The following is a 16308-nucleotide window of genomic DNA, read 5'->3' as shown; positions in this document are numbered from 1 at the left end:
CAATCCTTGTGCTACTGTCACGTTTGTTAGCGGCTTATCGTTGGCTTAAAGGATTAAAAATAGGGAATGCCGTATAGTTTTTATTGTCTTTGTGAAGGCGCATGGTTAATAGGGGGGTATGTTGCCACTCTTTAACAAGCAGTTGATCTTTAAAAAAATTTAATAGTTCTGAATTAATTTCTGAGGCAAAATTGTCCAATAACTTTCTTAATTCTTCCCGTACAATTTGCCATAATTTATTTGTTGCAAAACCATAATGATGATTCAAAGTATTAATCCAGGGGGCTAGGTTGCTCTGAAAATTGCCGTGAACAAACCTATTGCCAAGTTCAGTTAGATTGTTAGTCACTATCTTTGATTCAGAAGAGAGCTTTGGTTTTTCTACATCACCATACAATCGATGCAGACAAAGGCTGGCATTCTCCAAATCTCTAATAATCAGCGCACTAGGGCGGTGATTGTCAAAGACAATGAAAACATTTTGTGAATGTGTTTCAAGGACAATGCCGTAATTCAACAATAAATGCAGTTGGCCTGTTAACAACTTTTGGCAATAATTTCTAAAGTAAACATCGGGTGATAGGTTGCTACTATCAAGAATATCGATAAGTAGTGGCTTACCAGAAAGTGGTGATTGCGCAAAGAGTGCGCCCAATGGCACTGGAATTTGCCCGTTCTTTTGCTTCGAAAGCGGATTTTCACGTAAGATTACAGCAAGTTGTTCACCGTGAGATTCCGGTACGGTAGCGTGATTAACACGCAAGCCTGCCTTATCAGCTGTTATAAACAGACTTTGCTGATAATGACCGTGTTTTTCCAATAAATGATTAATCCATGGAGACAATCTTGGCCCACCGTCCATTATATCTTGGGATATTAAATGCCTTGTTGAGGTGGTCTGCACTGCCATGGCTAACTTTAAATAGCAGGCATTTGCTGCTGTTTGCGGCATTACGGTATGAAAAGACATCGATGGTCTAACCAACTGGAGGTGAGGCAGCAAAATTAAATCTTTACTGTCAATTAATTGCGAAAACGGATGTTGAATCTGATTGCGCCATTGCCAGGGATGAAGGGGTAGAGGCAAATAGTGTTCAGGATCATAATGCTTAAAAAGTAATTGACTTTGCCAAAGCTGATATTCTTTCGGAAATTGCTCTGCCATCAAGCGTTTGTAGTCGAGGCCATGTGCTGCAAAATAAGCTTGCCGCTGATGCAGCGCACACCAGTGAAGACTGAACTGCGCATTAAACTCAGGGGAGTATTGCAAGACTTCGCGTCGGCTAAAGCCTATTTTGGTACGAAAATTGGGATGAAACAATTGCCCAAGACATCCCCATTGCTCTAAAAACTGTACAGTTTCAGTCACATTTTTTTCACATAGCCATTCCCAAAAATTGGAAAAGCCTTTTGCCTGTTTACTTAATTCCAGTTGCCAGCATTGGCGGTAGGCTTGAGCCATGGCTTCATTTGCCACTGTTTCATCCAATTCGTGTTTGAGTGCCTGCCAATTGAAAAATCGTGAAGCAGGCTGTTGTTGTTTAAGCTGCTCTTGCAGTTGGTCAATAAAATCATGAATGTGATGGCTATTGATAGAGGAAGTAATTAGCCTTTCAAGGCTTGCTGTGTGCTGTAAGCGCTTAAGACATTCCCGATGTGCCTGACCAATAAAATATTCAACGGTACGTTGGGGAAGCCCTATTCCTATTTCAAAAAGCATGAACCGAAGTTGATGGGTTAGTGCGTGAAAATCACCGTAGGCTAAGGCCATAAGAGGTTCTCCATTTATCGCTCTACAACTGCTAAGAAAGAAAAAGATAAATTCAATATAAATGATAATCATTCTCATTTGCAAGCATTTATGTTTACTGCAAGAAAATTATTTGCGATTAAGGGATGTAATACATGCTATTACGGTAAAAAAAAGGGCTGCCATAAAGACTAAAAAAAAACGCATCCAGATAGCAATGTGATTCCCGATTGCCACATGCTTAGGATCATGGGAGTGATAGAGTACAGGAACCTTGTCACCAATATTATAGTGATGAAGATAATATCCTAAACGCGCAGGAGCCGTTATTGTGTCGCCTGTTTTATCTTTAAATCGAACAACAGGATAATGCAGCATTTCCGCGCGAGCCACGTTGTTTTGAGAGGGCTTCACTTCAAAGCTAACGACTTGGCCTTTTGTGGCGACAGTATTGTAGGTAATTCGCCAAGCCTCAATAAAATAATAACCGGCTAAAAGAAAGGTTGCGACACTGGCTAAAATTAAAAGAGCAGTTAGGGATCTCATCATGTTCAATGTCGAATGATATTGTTAAATATATAGCACAAAAGGTTGGCATGAGTGTGTAATTAACAGAACATACTTTCAGCTGATTTGTGCAACCAACGAATAAGCTTCTTTAAAAGCGTTTTCTTCGCTAAGCAAACTAGCGTCACTCGTGAAGGTAGCGATTTTTGCTATTATTTCATTGGGTACGGCTTTAAAAAAATACGGACCTTTCCTTCTTGCTTGCATGAGTAACAAAATATTCTTCTTAATCTCGTTTAAATTTTTTAAGCTGTTCTTTTTTTGTGTGAGACTATCAGCATAACTAGGAAACAATTTTCCTGTTTCATTTAATTCTTCAAGGGTAGTAAAAAGACGTTTAAATTCCTTAGGGTTATTCAAGACGTAATCCATTAGTTTTTCTGTATATTGTGAAAGCAGTTTGGCAGTAAAACGAAAGTTTTTACTGTCAGGAAAAAGCCGTTTAAATTCCTCGGAATTTCGCATCACGTATTTGATAAAACCTGAAAGTTTTCTTGTAGCGAAATATAATGTCTCATTATTTGGAAAAAGCCGTTTAAACTCTTCGGGCTTTTTTAAAAGCGTGTCAATTATAACCCTACTAAAGAATGGAACTTTTTCAAAAGTGTTATCCAAATCATAAACAGTAGCAAAAAGACGTGTTAACTCGTGAGGGTTGTTTAAAACATAATAAATCAATGTTTCGGCATATTCAGGGTATGCAACCATAATCCCGATTAAAGTGTGATTATTTGGAACAAATCGTTGAAATTCGCCGGGAGTATACAAAATATAATGGATCAATATGGTGTCGTATTGTGGGAATTTCTCTATAGTCCACCAAAGGTCATATTTATTGGTAAATAAACGTTTAAATACTTGGGGATTATTCAAAATGGAATTGATAAAGGGCGGAAACAATAGGGTGGTGCTACGTAAAGCATTATTATTGGGAAGTAGTCGTGTAAATTCCCCGGGATCATTTAAAAGATAGTCGATTAAGTGCTTTTTATATTGTGGAAATTTTCCGGCAGCTTTTTCCAAATCATCAATGGTTACAAATAGACGTTTAAATAACACAGGGTTTTGCAGTGCAGCAATAAGTTCAGACTCTTGCATATAATCTTGGCTCGCCTTAATGCCAGGAAGAATAGTTATGATTTAAAATTATACAGATTAGAGAAAAATAACGAATGGGTAAAATTACCCATTTCTTTTATTGCAGCATTAAGAAGTGTAAAAGGAGGCTTAACGGGAGTCCTCTTCATTTTCTCGATAAATAATGGCAATGTTGCCTATTAATTGTACCAATTCAGCATCAAGCTGCTGGCAAAGTTCCGAAGCTATTACTTGCCGCTCTTTTTTTTCTACACCACTAAGTTTAACCTTAATTAATTCATGTGCGGTTAACGCAACATTGGTTTCTTCCACTACGGCGGGTGTCAAGCCTTTGGCTCCTAAGAGAATAACTGGCTTTAAATGATGGGCTTTTGCCTTTAGGGATTGTCTAAATGTGGTGTCCATAGGGACTATCCTTTCATTAAATGGCAAATTATTGCACGTTTTGCTGGGAAAAGGTAGTAAATTTCAGTATCATTCAGTAAATCTATAGTGAGATAAAAATGTATGCCCCGTTCCAAAAGCAGTAAACGTTGGCTACAGGAGCATTTTGACGATGTCTTTGTTAAAAAGGCGCAGGCAGAAGGCTACCGCAGCCGAGCAGTTTATAAACTCAAAGAGGTTGACGAAAAAGAGCATTTGTTAAAACCCGGCATGACTGTTGTTGATTTAGGCGCTGCTCCAGGAGGTTGGACGCAATACGTTTCTGAAAAAATAGAAGGACGCGGCATGATTATTGCACTAGATATTTTGCCAATGGATTCATTACCAGGAGTAACTTTTATCCAGGGAGATTTTCGCGAGGATGAAGTTTTCCAACAATTAATAAATAGGGTTCCTGAGCAGGGGGTGGACTTGCTTTTATCAGATATGGCCCCAAATATGAGTGGATCAGCAGCTATTGATATTCCGCGAGCCATGTATTTAGCTGAACTGGCATTCGATTTTGGTGCTAGGATGTTAAAACCAGGGGGCACTTTATTACTTAAGGTCTTTCATGGTGCTGGATTTGATGAATTGGTTAAACAAGCGCGTACGCAATTTGATAAGGTAGTCATTCGCAAGCCTGCTGCTTCACGTTCTCGTTCGCGAGAAACCTATTTGCTGGCGAAGGGCTATAATTTATAGTAACGTTATCGTTCGTAGAAATACGTCACAAAACGAGGTTAATGCTTTGAACGACATGGTAAAAAATTTATTTTTGTGGCTGATAATAGCAATAGTGCTAGTCTCAGTATTCAGTAATTTTGGTCCGCGCCATACATCCGCTGAAAAAATATCCTACAGCAAGTTCTTGAAGGAAGTTGATCAAGGCATGATTAGTACCGTAACCATTGAAGACAACAAAGTTATCAAAGGGCTTACGAAAAATAATCATCGTTTTGTCACTTATATGCCGATGCAAGATGATGCTTTGTTAGGCGAATTATTAAAAAATCAAGTAGACATTAGTGGCCAGGAAAAACAACAGGAAAGCTTCCTGTTGCATCTATTCATTAACTGGTTCCCAATGCTATTACTGATTGGTGTTTGGATTTTCTTTATGCGACAAATGCAAGGTGGCGGTGGTCGTGGCGCCATGTCATTTGGGCGCTCTCGTGCGCGCCTGCTTGGGGAAGACCAGGTTAAAGTCACTTTTGCTGATGTTGCCGGGGTTGATGAAGCAAAAGAGGAAGTGAAGGAATTAGTAGATTTCTTGCGTGACCCATCCAAATTCCAGAACTTAGGCGGGCGCATTCCGCGTGGTGTGTTGCTAGTTGGTCCACCTGGAACCGGTAAAACTTTATTGGCTAAAGCAGTAGCTGGTGAAGCCAAAGTACCTTTTTTTACAATTTCGGGTTCTGATTTTGTGGAAATGTTTGTTGGTGTGGGGGCTTCTCGCGTTCGGGATATGTTTGAACAGGCTAAAAAGAATGCACCTTGCATTATTTTCATTGACGAAATTGATGCAGTGGGTAGACATCGGGGTGCAGGATTGGGTGGCGGTCATGATGAGCGTGAGCAAACATTGAACCAATTACTCGTTGAGATGGATGGTTTTGAAGGGAATGAAGGGGTAATTGTGGTTGCAGCCACTAACCGCCCTGATGTTCTTGATCCAGCATTGTTACGTCCTGGGCGTTTTGATCGCCAGGTCGTCGTACCTTTGCCTGATATTCGCGGACGAGAGCAAATTCTAAAAGTCCACTTACAGAAAGTGCCTATTGATAAAGATGTCGAAATATTACCTATCGCACGCGGAACCCCGGGTTTTTCCGGTGCTGATCTAGCCAATTTGGTGAACGAGGCCGCCTTATTTGCTGCTCGTGCCAATAAACGTAAAGTTGCAATGATTGAGCTGGATAAAGCAAAAGATAAAATTATGATGGGAGCCGAAAGGCGCTCCATGGTCATGGATGAAAATGAGAAAAAATTAACCGCTTATCATGAAGCTGGGCATGCTATTGTTGGTCTTTCAGTTCCAGAGCATGATCCTGTTTATAAAGTAACAATTATTCCTCGGGGTCGTGCCCTAGGTGTTACAATGTTTTTGCCAGAACAAGATCGGTATAGCCATAGTAAACGTCGCCTGGAAAGCCAATTATCTAGCCTTTTTGGAGGACGTATTGCAGAGGAGTTAATCTTTGGTGTGGAAAATGTGACTACGGGCGCCTCAAATGACATTATGCGTGCTACTGAAATTGCCCGCAAAATGGTTACTACCTGGGGACTTTCCAACCTTGGTCCCTTGACGTTTGGTGAAGAGCAAGGCGAGGTATTTTTAGGTCGCCCTGTAAATCAGCATAAAGAGATTTCTGATAAAACGGCTCAGGATATTGATGTCGAAGTGAGAGAAATTGTCAACAGAAATTATCAACGTGCGAAAGAGATTCTCTTGGCAAATATGGATAAACTGCATCTGATGGCGGAAGGATTAATTAAATACGAAACCATAGACGCGAAGCAGATTCAAGAAATTATGTCTGGTCAAGAACCTTCACCTCCGGATGATTGGGATGCCACGAAACTCCTTGAGAAGGATAAAAAAGGTGGCGATACTACTCCCACAGCAATAAATGGTAAGCCCGTCGATCATCCTGCGGGTGAGCACTAATTGTTTATGGTAGGCACCCGGCTAATGATTCTAGTGGGTGCTTACTATTGTCTTTGGTAATACTTGTGATATCCCCAATGAATAGCAAACAATTTCGGCAATGGTGCCACTCATACCAGAATTCGTCTTCGTTGTACCAACAAAAACCTTTAATTATGGGTATTCTTAATGTTACCCCCAATTCATTTTCAGATGGCGGAAAATTTCTGCAGCGTGATAATGCAGTTAAGCACGCCTTAAAGATGATAATAGCAGGAGCAGACATCATTGATGTAGGAGGAGAATCTTCCAGACCGGGAGCCCAACCAGTGAGTTGTGAGGAAGAGTTAGCCAGAGTTATCCCAGTTATTGAAAGATTGAGAGAAGAAACCGATTGTTGTATTTCTATTGATACGACAAAGCATCAAGTGATGAAGGAGGCAGTTGCAGCAGGGGCTGACATGATCAATGACATCACCGCTTTAAATTCAGGGGAATCATTGCAGGCTGCCGCACAACTTGATGTTCCAGTTTGTCTGATGCATATGCAAGGTGAGCCAATGACTATGCAGCTACACCCTCATTATGAACAAGATATCATCGATGAATTGCATACTTTTTTTCAGCAAAAAATAAAGCATTGTCTTACAGCCGGAATTAAATTTGAAAATTTAATTCTTGATCCTGGCTTTGGTTTTGGCAAATTGCCCGAACACAATTTGCGGCTGGTTAAAAACATGGCTACCTTTAATCAATACAATCGTCCCCTACTGTTAGGAGTCTCACGTAAAACAACAATCGGTGCTGTTCTGCAAAAACCAGTCGAACAACGATTGTTAGGAGGATTAGCAATTTCAGTTATTGCTGCCTTGCAAGGAACATCAATTCTAAGAACACACGATATTGATGAAACTCAGCAAGTTCTTATAATGTTGGACGCAGTTTATAATGAGAAGGTAATAAATCAAGTGTAAGGGTCTCAATGTAGTGTATTGCAAGGGCAAGATATGTCCTAATATTGCAATAGAATTTTATCGGGATTCGTTTAAATTGAACTAGTTCGATGTAAAAAAAATAGTTATATTTTCTTATATAACACTCACGTTAAATTAGTAGAGGTCTTAACAGGATGAATCAACGTAAATATTTTGGGACGGATGGAATTCGCGGCAGAGTTGGCTTATCCACGATTAACCCTGAATTTATCTTAAAATTAGGCTGGGCTCTGGGACGTGTCATTGCCAAAGGAGAGAATGGCAAGGTTATTATTGGTAAAGATACACGCGTTTCTGGTTACATGTTGGAGTCAGCGTTAGAGGCTGGTTTATCTGCAGCAGGTGTAAATGTCGGGTTGTTAGGGCCAATGCCTACTCCTGGCATAGCGTATTTAACCCAAACTTTGCGTGCTAATGCTGGTATTGTTATTAGTGCCTCGCATAATTTATTTGAGGATAATGGGATTAAATTTTTTTCTGCTGATGGTAGTAAGTTTCCTGATGAAATGGAGTTGGCTATCGAAGCAGAAATGGAGAAACCGTTGGAAATCGTGCCGTCGGCGAAATTGGGTAAGGCTGCACGAATTAACGATGCTTCAGGACGCTATATCGAATTTTGCAAATCAACAATTTCTTCACTAACACGCCTGACAGGGCTTAAAATCGTAGTGGATTGTGCCAACGGTGCAACTTATCACGTTGCCCCCAATGTGTTTAACGAATTAGGAGCCGATGTTTTGGCAATAGGCAATAAGCCAGATGGCTTCAATATCAATGCTTCCTGCGGTTCTACTGCTCCTGACACTCTACGTCAGCATGTTTTACAGACGGGGGCGGATATTGGTATAGCCCTGGATGGTGATGGGGATAGGCTTATTCTGGTCGATGCCGTTGGGAATATTGTCGATGGCGATCAAATTCTATACATCATTGCAAAAGATCGTCAACAAATGAATTTACTGTCAGGAGGCGTTGTTGGCACATTAATGAGCAATTATGGGTTGGAGAAAGCATTTGCAGAACTTAAGATTCCCTTTCTACGCACGAAAGTAGGGGATCGTTATGTGCTCGAGAGTTTAAAGAAACAAGATTGGAAAATAGGCGGTGAATCGTCTGGACATATAGTTTGCCTGGATAAAACCACTACCGGGGATGGCATCATAGCTGCCCTGCAAGTATTGGCCTCGATGATAAGGCAACAGAAAAGTTTGCAGGACTTGGCAGCTGGTATCCAGTTGTTACCACAAACACTCGTTAATATAAAAACCACCAATGCCAAAGAGTTGGCAGAGCATGACCGTGTTTTAAAAATCGTAGCTGAGCTTAGTAATGAATGGCAGGGTGAAGGACGTATTTTACTGCGTCCTTCGGGAACAGAACCTTTATTAAGAGTCATGGTTGAGGGTAAAGATGGTAATAAAGTGAAGTCTTTATCCCAACAACTAAGTAATGAAATCTTGCATATTGAAAAGGAATATTTTACTTCACAAGCCACTTAGGATTGTTTGAGCCCCTTATCATTTGACAGAAAAACTTGATTTTCGCTGCCCTGTTGCTCACAACTTCAGATATGTGAGTAGCAGGACTCTAAAATCAAGACATTTTGGACTCAAGTTGGCGAAACCTCTAAAGGTTTGGCATGCTTGCCCAGTTCCATGGTCGCATCTTGTAATAACTGGATAGTTTTTGTTGGCTTAAAAAAGAAAAATTGCCGAGAGTTGCTTTTTTCTTGAGGATGTTTAATTAAATCAATTAAGAAAGAGCAAAGTTTTGCTATCCATTCAAACACTTTATGAAATCCACGATGGCTATGTAGTATCTCATAGCGTGGATCTTCTAAGCTGCAAAGTAATGATGTAAGTGCAGGATGTTTGGGATTCATTTCGTATAATAAACAACCTTGATGCAAATTATAGATAGCCTGGAGTAAAAGCTGTCCTTCTCGTGGATAATCTTTTCGAAGCAATTGTTGCTGCTGATAAAGTCCTTTCAAGTGTGTTTCTAATACAGGATTTTGAACATCAGTCAATTTGTTGCCTTCTTGTAGAAGAGGAAAGCCTGGTTTAAGGGAAGTGAGGCATTGCCATGTAGTTTGAGGAGTGGGACATAGTGTTTGATAGTTCGCAAGGACAGTAAAATCCTTAGATTTTTTTGAGGCTTCCACTTCAAAGTAAATATCACGTAACAGTTGGCACGCCTGATAATAGGAAATTTCATCCGTCACATGCATTTGCAATGTGATAAAGAGCTGTTGATACCAATTCAGCAATTGGTTAGAAAAATGTTCAATATTATTACCAATTAAACAATTCCAGGTATGTAGATTATTCTGATAATCCATTAATTTAGTAACTTGTTTGTTGACTGTTTGTTCTGAAATCAACGGGTCTTCGCTTTTAGTAGCAAGCGCCTTTAGTTCAGTATCTAAATGGATAATTTGCAATTGTATTGAGTGCTTAATTTGTTCAATTTTAGTCTCCAAACTATTACGGTTCGCTGCTTGTGGCTGTTTGGCTTTCTTCTGTTTAAGTTTTGTGTCCAACTCCCCTTTTTCTTTGCGCAACAACTCATGCTTATTGGTTAATTCGATCATTGTTGCCAGGTTTGACGACGAGGCGGTGCAAACTTTAATTTTCTCTTGTAATCGCTCTATTTCTTGCTGGCGAGTCACTTCAGTTATACGTAGTTGAGAAAGTTCTTCTGGCTTGGGCATTAGTGCATCAGTTTCATCCGTTAAGGTATTCGTTGTTCGTAGCTCCAGAATGGCGCTGTCAATTTGCATTAATTGAACAAGCAGATGCAAGGATTCTTCTGTCTCATCAATACATTTGCTAAGAGGACCTATTGTATTAATTATTGCTGTCAGCAAGGACACATTAGTGACTTCATCAGGCTTATAATCGGGATTGTACTCCTTAAGCAATTGAAGTGTATGTTGTTGCAGGAGCGCTAAATCGATAGACGGCTTCGTAGTGGATGATGAAGTACCCAGTAAGTCTTGGGTACTGACAAGCTGTTTGGTGAGCTGCTGAATGTAGGTGTTTAGCTCTTCTTGTTGATGCAGTAATTGCAAAAAGTAAAATTCAGCGTGTGAGCGGCTTAATTTGGCTTTATATTCCGTATCTGTACCCCAGGAATACCAGGAATGGAGATTAAAAAGAGAACTTGACCAGCTTAAGCTGTTCTGCGATTCAGCAATAAAATTTTCTTTGTCATCCGCCATCGCATAATCACTTGTAAGCATTGTTTTTATATCAGGCGATAATTCATGTCTGTCAATTTTCACTTCTATACTTAGCAACTCTGCTTTTGCTTTTTCAATTAATTGAGTCTTGTTTTTAATCTCCTGGCGAATGTCATTGGTGGAAATGTTCTCAGCAAGTTCCTGTTGTGCTTTATCTATACCTTCTTTAAGATTAACTAAGCGGTGGTTAAGCTCTTTGAGCTTTTCATAGATTAATGGCGCATCAGCAAAGCTGTCTGTGACAATGACATGGAGTTGTTTTAACCTAATACTAAGCTCTTTTCGTTTAAGGATTAGGGTTCCTAAATGAAGGCGTGCTGTGTCAAATATCAATTTATTTATCTGATCCTGAAGAATTTTTAAATAATTGTTGAGTACATGCTGCTGCTGTTGGGAGGTGGTAGGTACCATGGTAGCGATAAGAGGATTTTGCGAAAGCAAATAAGCATTGTAATCTTCGAATAATGCTCTAGAAATAGTTGTGAAATACCTTTTCCGCTGTAGCTGCTCTTCATTAACGTGGTTAATTTGGGATTTAATGTGTTTAAGTTGTTCAGAAAGCGATGAAATTTCAAGTTGTAAAGAAGCGTTCTTTTGTTGCTCGCTAGCTAATTGCTGCCATGTAGCAAGATCTGAGTAAACATTGCGTAACACAAACCAAAAAGAAGTATATTTTTCGGGCAGCGTTATCGTTGTATCTGCCATAAATAATTCTTTTTTACTTTCAAAAATAGAGGTCAGCGTTTCAAGGATATAAGGTTCTTCCAAATAAGCCAGTTCCTTGATTAAGTCCATAATTTTATCTTTCATAACAGCACCTCCTTGCGCATGTCTATTGATTCTAACTGAACTAATTAGATTGACAAGAGTCAATTAGATCTAAAATTTAACACAATAAAGCCACTAAAAAAGAAAAAAACAACTAGTACTAGGATTTAAATGCAGTTTGCTGTATAGTCTCGCACCGTAATCCGGTGGGGGATAAATGAGGAAACAGATCGTTGCTGGTAACTGGAAAATGAATGGCAACATTCGCCAGATTAAAGCCCTTTGTGAACAATTGGTAGTCTTAACCAAGGGACTTAAACGTGCAAATTGTCTGGTATTTCCACCCGCTGTTTATTTGGAGTTGGTGCAACAAGAATTAAAAGAAAGCACCATTCAGTGGGGCGCGCAAAACGTGTTTCCACAAGATTCGGGTGCATTCACCGGAGAAGTGTCTGGCTCAATGCTTAAAGAGTTTGGTTGCAGCTATGTCTTGGTGGGCCATTCAGAGCGCAGACAAATATTTGGTGAGGATGAAAAATTTGTTGCAGATAAATTCCACCATGTGAAAGAACATGGTATGATACCCGTTCTTTGTGTTGGTGAAACACTTGAAGAGCGTACAAAAGGATTAACAGAAAGCGTAATAACTAAGCAATTATTAGCTGTCACTGAAACTGACAATCATTGTTTTAGTCATTGTATAGTAGCCTATGAGCCCGTATGGGCGATAGGAACAGGGCAAACCGCGTTGCCGGAGCAAGTACAAGAAGTGCATGGCATAATTAGAGCCCTGGTAGCAAAAATTGACCGTAATGACGCCAATCAATTGTCTATACTCTACGGTGGCAGTGTAAATGAAAAAAATGCAAGTGCATTGTTTGCTATGCCAGATGTTGATGGTGGTTTGGTCGGTGGTGCATCACTTAATGCACAACAGTTTGTGGATATTGTAAAATGTATCAATTGATTCTGATGATTCACGTGCTGATTGCTATAGTCTTAATTGGCTTGGTACTCATTCAGCATGGTAAAGGTGCCGACATAGGGGCGGCTTTTGGCTCAGGAGCATCTAATACAGTGTTCGGAAGCCAAGGTACAGGCAGTTTCTTGTTCAAATTGACCGGCGGTTTGGCCTTGACATTTTTTGTCACCAGTTTGTCTCTGTCCTATATGGTATCTTCTCAATACCAAAAGACAGCACAGCAAGCCATTCCTCAACAAACCAGTATACCGGAAAATAAAATTCCAGTACCGGTTGATAGCAGTAAGAGCGGAAAACAATAATTAACTATGCCGAAGTGGTGGAATTGGTAGACACGCCGTCTTGAGGGGGCGGTGGCGTAAGCCGTGCCGGTTCGAGTCCGGCCTTCGGCACCATTTAATCCGAGCAAAGTGGTGAATGATGCTATCACAATACTTACCTATATTTATCTTTATCGTAATGGGCCTCATAATAGGCCTTGTGATGTTGGCAGCAGGTTCACTGTTTGGCAAACATAACCCAGATTCAGTCAAAAATGCCCCTTATGAATGCGGGTTTGGTGTGTTCGAAAGTTCTCATATCCCTTTTGATGTCCGGTTCTATTTAGTTGCTATACTGTTTATTATATTTGATTTGGAAACTGCCTTTTTCTTTCCTTGGGCTTTAGTTTTACGTAAGATTGGTTGGTTCGGTTTTTCCGCGATGATGATCTTCTTAGGCCTATTGGTAATTGGCTTTATCTATGAGTGGAAGAGAGGCGCTCTTGAATGGGAGTAAGCTTCTTCATTTCCTTAAAAGAAATGACCATAACGTTATTAAACCCAGATATTATAGAGGCTTGCTATGGCTGTAGCTGAATTGCAGAAAACTGGCTTTGTTACAACCTCCGTGGAAAAGCTCGTAGGTTGGGCTCGAAGCGGTTCAATGTGGCCCATGACTTTCGGTTTGGCATGTTGCGCCGTGGAAATGATGCATGTGGGTGCTGCTCGCTACGATTTGGACCGTTTCGGTATTATCTTTAGACCAAGTCCACGACAATCAGACGTCATGATTGTCGCAGGCACTTTATGCAATAAAATGGCGCCTGCGTTACGCCGTGTATATGATCAAATGCCTGAACCAAGGTGGGTGGTTTCAATGGGATCTTGCGCGAATGGAGGGGGATATTATCATTATTCCTACTCTGTTGTCCGAGGTTGTGACCGCATTGTGCCTGTTGATGTTTACGTACCAGGTTGTCCTCCAACAGCTGAAGCTTTGCTTTATGGAATTATCCAATTGCAAAATAAAATTAGACGTAAACAGATAATTGAAGCTTAAGACCAGCACAGGTGCATCAGATGACAAAATTAACAAATTTGGCTGAAAAACTAACAACTGAACTGGATGGCTTGATCTCATCGGTAAACTTGGATAATGACGAGATTACCTTAGAGTGTGAGGCTACTAATATCAAAGCGGCACTCTACCAATTGCGTGATCATGATGCATTTGAATTTAATCAGCTCATAGATCTTTGTGGTGTGGATTATTTACTTTATGGTGAATACGATTGGGAAACTGAATCTGCCACCGAACATGGATTTTCAAGAGGGGTAGAGCGACAAGCAGCTAAGGCTTACGCACTTTCCAAGCCTCGATTTGCCGTTGTTTACCATTTATTGTCTACTACAAAAAATCACCGCCTACGTGTGAAAGTATTTTTAAACTCTTCCCATTTAGTTATTCCTTCTGCTCATGAAATATGGAAGTCAGCCAATTGGTTTGAACGTGAAGCTTATGATTTATATGGAATTTTATTTGATGGCCATCCTGATCTGCGCCGAATTTTGACAGACTATGGATTTATTGGCCACCCATTTCGCAAAGATTTCCCCCTTAGTGGACATGTGGAAATGCGTTATGATGCTCGAGTACAGCAAGTCATTTATGAACCGGTAGAGATTGAACCCAGAATACTCGTGCCTAAGGTAATAAGAAATGATAATCGCTATCTTGACCCAGAAAAACAAGGGGATGAGCAATGATTGAGTTAAAAAATTATACGCTCAATTTTGGCCCGCAACATCCAGCGGCACACGGTGTATTGCGCCTTGTGATGGAGTTGGAAGGGGAAACCATTGTACGAGCCGATCCACATATTGGTTTGTTGCACCGGGCAACTGAAAAGTTAGTGGAAACTAAACCCTATGTGCAAAATGTGGGTTATATGGATCGTTTGGATTATGTATCCATGATGTGTAATGAGCATGCCTATGTTTTAGCAATAGAAAAATTGCTGGGTATCGAAATTCCGCTCCGTGCTCAATATATACGTACAATGTTTGATGAAGTAACGCGAATATTAAATCATCTGTTATGGCTTGGGGCGACGGCACTTGACATTGGTGCAATGACCGTTTTTCTATATTGCTTTCGTGAAAGAGAAGATTTATTCGATTGTTATGAAGCTGTTTCTGGTGCTCGTATGCATGCTAAGTACTATCGCCCAGGAGGGGTAGCTCGTGACTTACCCGATACAATGCCTCAGTACAAACCCTCACGCTGGCATAGTGAGCGTGAAGTAGAAAAAATGAATGAACACCGACAAGGCAGTTTACTTGACTTCTTGTGGGCATTTACGGAGCGCTTCCCTAAACGCGTCGATGAGTATGAAACCCTGTTGACCGATAACCGAATTTGGAAGCAGCGAACAGTCGATATTGGTATTGTCCCACCAGAAATGGCCTTACAATGGGGCTTTACAGGACCAATGCTTCGCGCATCCGGTATAGCTTGGGATTTACGCAAAAAACAACCTTATGCAGTCTATGATAAAGTAGATTTTGATATTCCTGTTGGCAAAACAGGTGATTGCTACGACCGATATCTCGTTCGGGTTGCAGAGCTTCGACAATCCAACCGAATTGTTCGGCAATGTATAGAATGGCTTAAGAAAAATCCCGGACCAATAAAAGTTGATGATCATAAAATAACACCACCCACGCGTGAAAAAATGAAGCATGATATGGAGGCGTTAATTCATCATTTCAAACTGTACACGGAAGGTTTTTGCCTACCACAAGGGGAAGTATATGCTGCAGTAGAGGCACCTAAAGGTGAGTTTGGTATATACCTGGTTTCAGATGGAGCAAACAAACCCTATCGTTTAAAAATTCGGGCGCCTGGGTTCGCTCATTTATCCAGTTACGATGAAATGGTTCGCGGACATATGCTTGCCGATGGTGTGGCCATCCTGGCAAGTCAAGATATTGTCTTTGGGGAAATTGATCGCTAAATGAAGCAGGCTTTGCCTGCACAATTAAATGTATTAGGGTTAGAAAACAATGTCTGATAATTCAGCTAAACTACTTCGTCAATTTGTATCAGCCGCTGGTATGGATGAAATTGATTATTGGATTGCTAAATATCCAGCTACTGAAAAGCAATCCGCAGTAATGCGAGCCTTAATGGTGGTGCAAGAAGAGCAGGGGTATTTAACACCAGAATTAATGGATGCTGTAGCCGACTACCTAGATATGCCTGCTATTGCTGTTTATGAGGTTTCTACATTTTATACCATGTACGAACACAAACCAGTTGGTCGTCATTTAATTAATGTTTGTACAAATATCTCTTGCAAGCTTTGTGGTTCTTCAAAAGTAGTGAAGCATTTAGAGAAAAAATTGAATATTAAACTTGGTGAAACAACGCCTGACGGCAAATATACCTTAAGGTCAGTGGAGTGTTTAGGTGCTTGTGTAAATGCCCCAATGATGCAGGTGGATAAAGACTATCATGAAAATTTAACCCCTGAAAAAATTGACCAGGTTTTGGAACAGTACCAATGAA

General features: G+C 40.4%; 16 protein-coding genes and 1 tRNA gene. 12 read left to right on the top strand and 5 right to left on the bottom strand.

The features are described from left to right. Nucleotides 1-34: 34 nt before the first annotated feature. From Ljam_RS08480 to Ljam_RS08465, 4 genes are all read right to left on the bottom strand, one after another. On the bottom strand, nucleotides 35-1771 hold the full coding sequence (locus Ljam_RS08480) for an IucA/IucC family protein (RefSeq protein WP_058449610.1): 1737 nt from the start codon (nucleotides 1769-1771) through the stop codon (nucleotides 35-37). A 108-nt stretch (nucleotides 1772-1879) separates the two neighbouring features. After that, entirely contained in the window at nucleotides 1880-2299 is a 420-nt protein-coding gene (locus Ljam_RS08475; RefSeq protein WP_082651606.1) for a DUF3592 domain-containing protein, read from the bottom strand. Nucleotides 2300-2374: 75 nt separating this feature from the next. Next, nucleotides 2375-3415, bottom strand: a complete 1041-nt coding sequence (locus Ljam_RS08470) for a hypothetical protein (protein WP_058449608.1) — start codon at nucleotides 3413-3415, stop codon at nucleotides 2375-2377. Between the two features lie 129 nt (nucleotides 3416-3544). Further along, nucleotides 3545-3820, bottom strand: coding sequence for a YhbY family RNA-binding protein (locus Ljam_RS08465; protein WP_058449607.1), 276 nt, complete (start codon nucleotides 3818-3820; stop codon nucleotides 3545-3547). 102 nt (nucleotides 3821-3922) lie between these two features. On the opposite strand from Ljam_RS08465, the gene rlmE reads away from it, so the two are divergent. The 4 genes from rlmE (at nucleotide 3923) to glmM (ending at nucleotide 8982) form a co-directional block, all read left to right on the top strand. Continuing rightward, nucleotides 3923-4543 carry a 23S rRNA (uridine(2552)-2'-O)-methyltransferase RlmE gene (rlmE, locus tag Ljam_RS08460; RefSeq protein WP_058449606.1) on the top strand — a complete coding sequence of 207 codons (621 nt, stop codon included), beginning with the start codon at nucleotides 3923-3925 and terminating at the stop codon, nucleotides 4541-4543. A 55-nt stretch (nucleotides 4544-4598) separates the two neighbouring features. Further along, nucleotides 4599-6509: an ATP-dependent zinc metalloprotease FtsH gene (gene ftsH / locus Ljam_RS08455; RefSeq protein ID WP_058449605.1), complete on the top strand. Its 1911-nt coding sequence runs from the start codon at nucleotides 4599-4601 to the stop codon at nucleotides 6507-6509. A 77-nt stretch (nucleotides 6510-6586) separates the two neighbouring features. Continuing rightward, entirely contained in the window at nucleotides 6587-7462 is an 876-nt protein-coding gene (gene folP / locus Ljam_RS08450) for a dihydropteroate synthase (RefSeq protein WP_058449604.1), read from the top strand. Between the two features lie 155 nt (nucleotides 7463-7617). Next, entirely contained in the window at nucleotides 7618-8982 is a 1365-nt protein-coding gene (glmM, locus tag Ljam_RS08445; protein WP_058449603.1) for a phosphoglucosamine mutase, read from the top strand. Between the two features lie 110 nt (nucleotides 8983-9092). Here glmM and Ljam_RS08440 read toward each other — a convergent pair whose 3' ends face one another. Then, on the bottom strand, nucleotides 9093-11537 hold the full coding sequence (locus tag Ljam_RS08440; RefSeq protein ID WP_058449602.1) for a coiled-coil domain-containing protein: 2445 nt from the start codon (nucleotides 11535-11537) through the stop codon (nucleotides 9093-9095). 175 nt (nucleotides 11538-11712) lie between these two features. Here Ljam_RS08440 and tpiA point away from each other — a divergent pair, with 175 nt between their 5' ends. The 8 genes from tpiA (at nucleotide 11713) to nuoE (ending at nucleotide 16307) form a co-directional block, all read left to right on the top strand. Beyond that, nucleotides 11713-12462: a triose-phosphate isomerase gene (gene tpiA, locus Ljam_RS08435; protein WP_058449601.1), complete on the top strand. Its 750-nt coding sequence runs from the start codon at nucleotides 11713-11715 to the stop codon at nucleotides 12460-12462. Further along, a complete protein-coding gene (gene secG, locus Ljam_RS08430; RefSeq protein WP_058449600.1) occupies nucleotides 12450-12779 on the top strand; it encodes a preprotein translocase subunit SecG in 330 nt (109 codons plus the stop codon). Before tpiA ends, secG begins: the two co-directional genes overlap by 13 nt. Before the next feature lie 8 nt (nucleotides 12780-12787). After that, nucleotides 12788-12872 (top strand) — tRNA-Leu (locus Ljam_RS08425). Nucleotides 12873-12897: 25 nt separating this feature from the next. Beyond that, nucleotides 12898-13254, top strand: a complete 357-nt coding sequence (gene ndhC / locus Ljam_RS08420; protein WP_058450769.1) for an NADH-quinone oxidoreductase subunit A — start codon at nucleotides 12898-12900, stop codon at nucleotides 13252-13254. Nucleotides 13255-13320: 66 nt separating this feature from the next. Next, on the top strand, nucleotides 13321-13797 hold the full coding sequence (locus tag Ljam_RS08415) for a NuoB/complex I 20 kDa subunit family protein (protein WP_058449599.1): 477 nt from the start codon (nucleotides 13321-13323) through the stop codon (nucleotides 13795-13797). A 20-nt stretch (nucleotides 13798-13817) separates the two neighbouring features. Next, the gene (locus tag Ljam_RS08410) at nucleotides 13818-14504 is read left to right on the top strand and encodes an NADH-quinone oxidoreductase subunit C (RefSeq protein ID WP_058449598.1); all 687 of its coding nucleotides are present in this window, start codon (nucleotides 13818-13820) and stop codon (nucleotides 14502-14504) included. Continuing rightward, complete coding sequence (locus tag Ljam_RS08405; RefSeq protein ID WP_058449597.1) at nucleotides 14501-15754, top strand: NADH-quinone oxidoreductase subunit D; 1254 nt, start codon at nucleotides 14501-14503, stop codon at nucleotides 15752-15754. Before Ljam_RS08410 ends, Ljam_RS08405 begins: the two co-directional genes overlap by 4 nt. A gap of 49 nt (nucleotides 15755-15803) precedes the next feature. After that, a complete protein-coding gene (gene nuoE, locus Ljam_RS08400; protein WP_058449596.1) occupies nucleotides 15804-16307 on the top strand; it encodes an NADH-quinone oxidoreductase subunit NuoE in 504 nt (167 codons plus the stop codon). The last annotated feature ends 1 nt before the right edge of the window (nucleotide 16308 follow it).

The sequence above is a fragment of the Legionella jamestowniensis genome, assembly GCF_001467745.1.
GTDB classification, from domain to species: Bacteria; Pseudomonadota; Gammaproteobacteria; order Legionellales; family Legionellaceae; genus Tatlockia; species Tatlockia jamestowniensis.
This window is presented reverse-complemented; position numbering and strand designations above follow the sequence as displayed.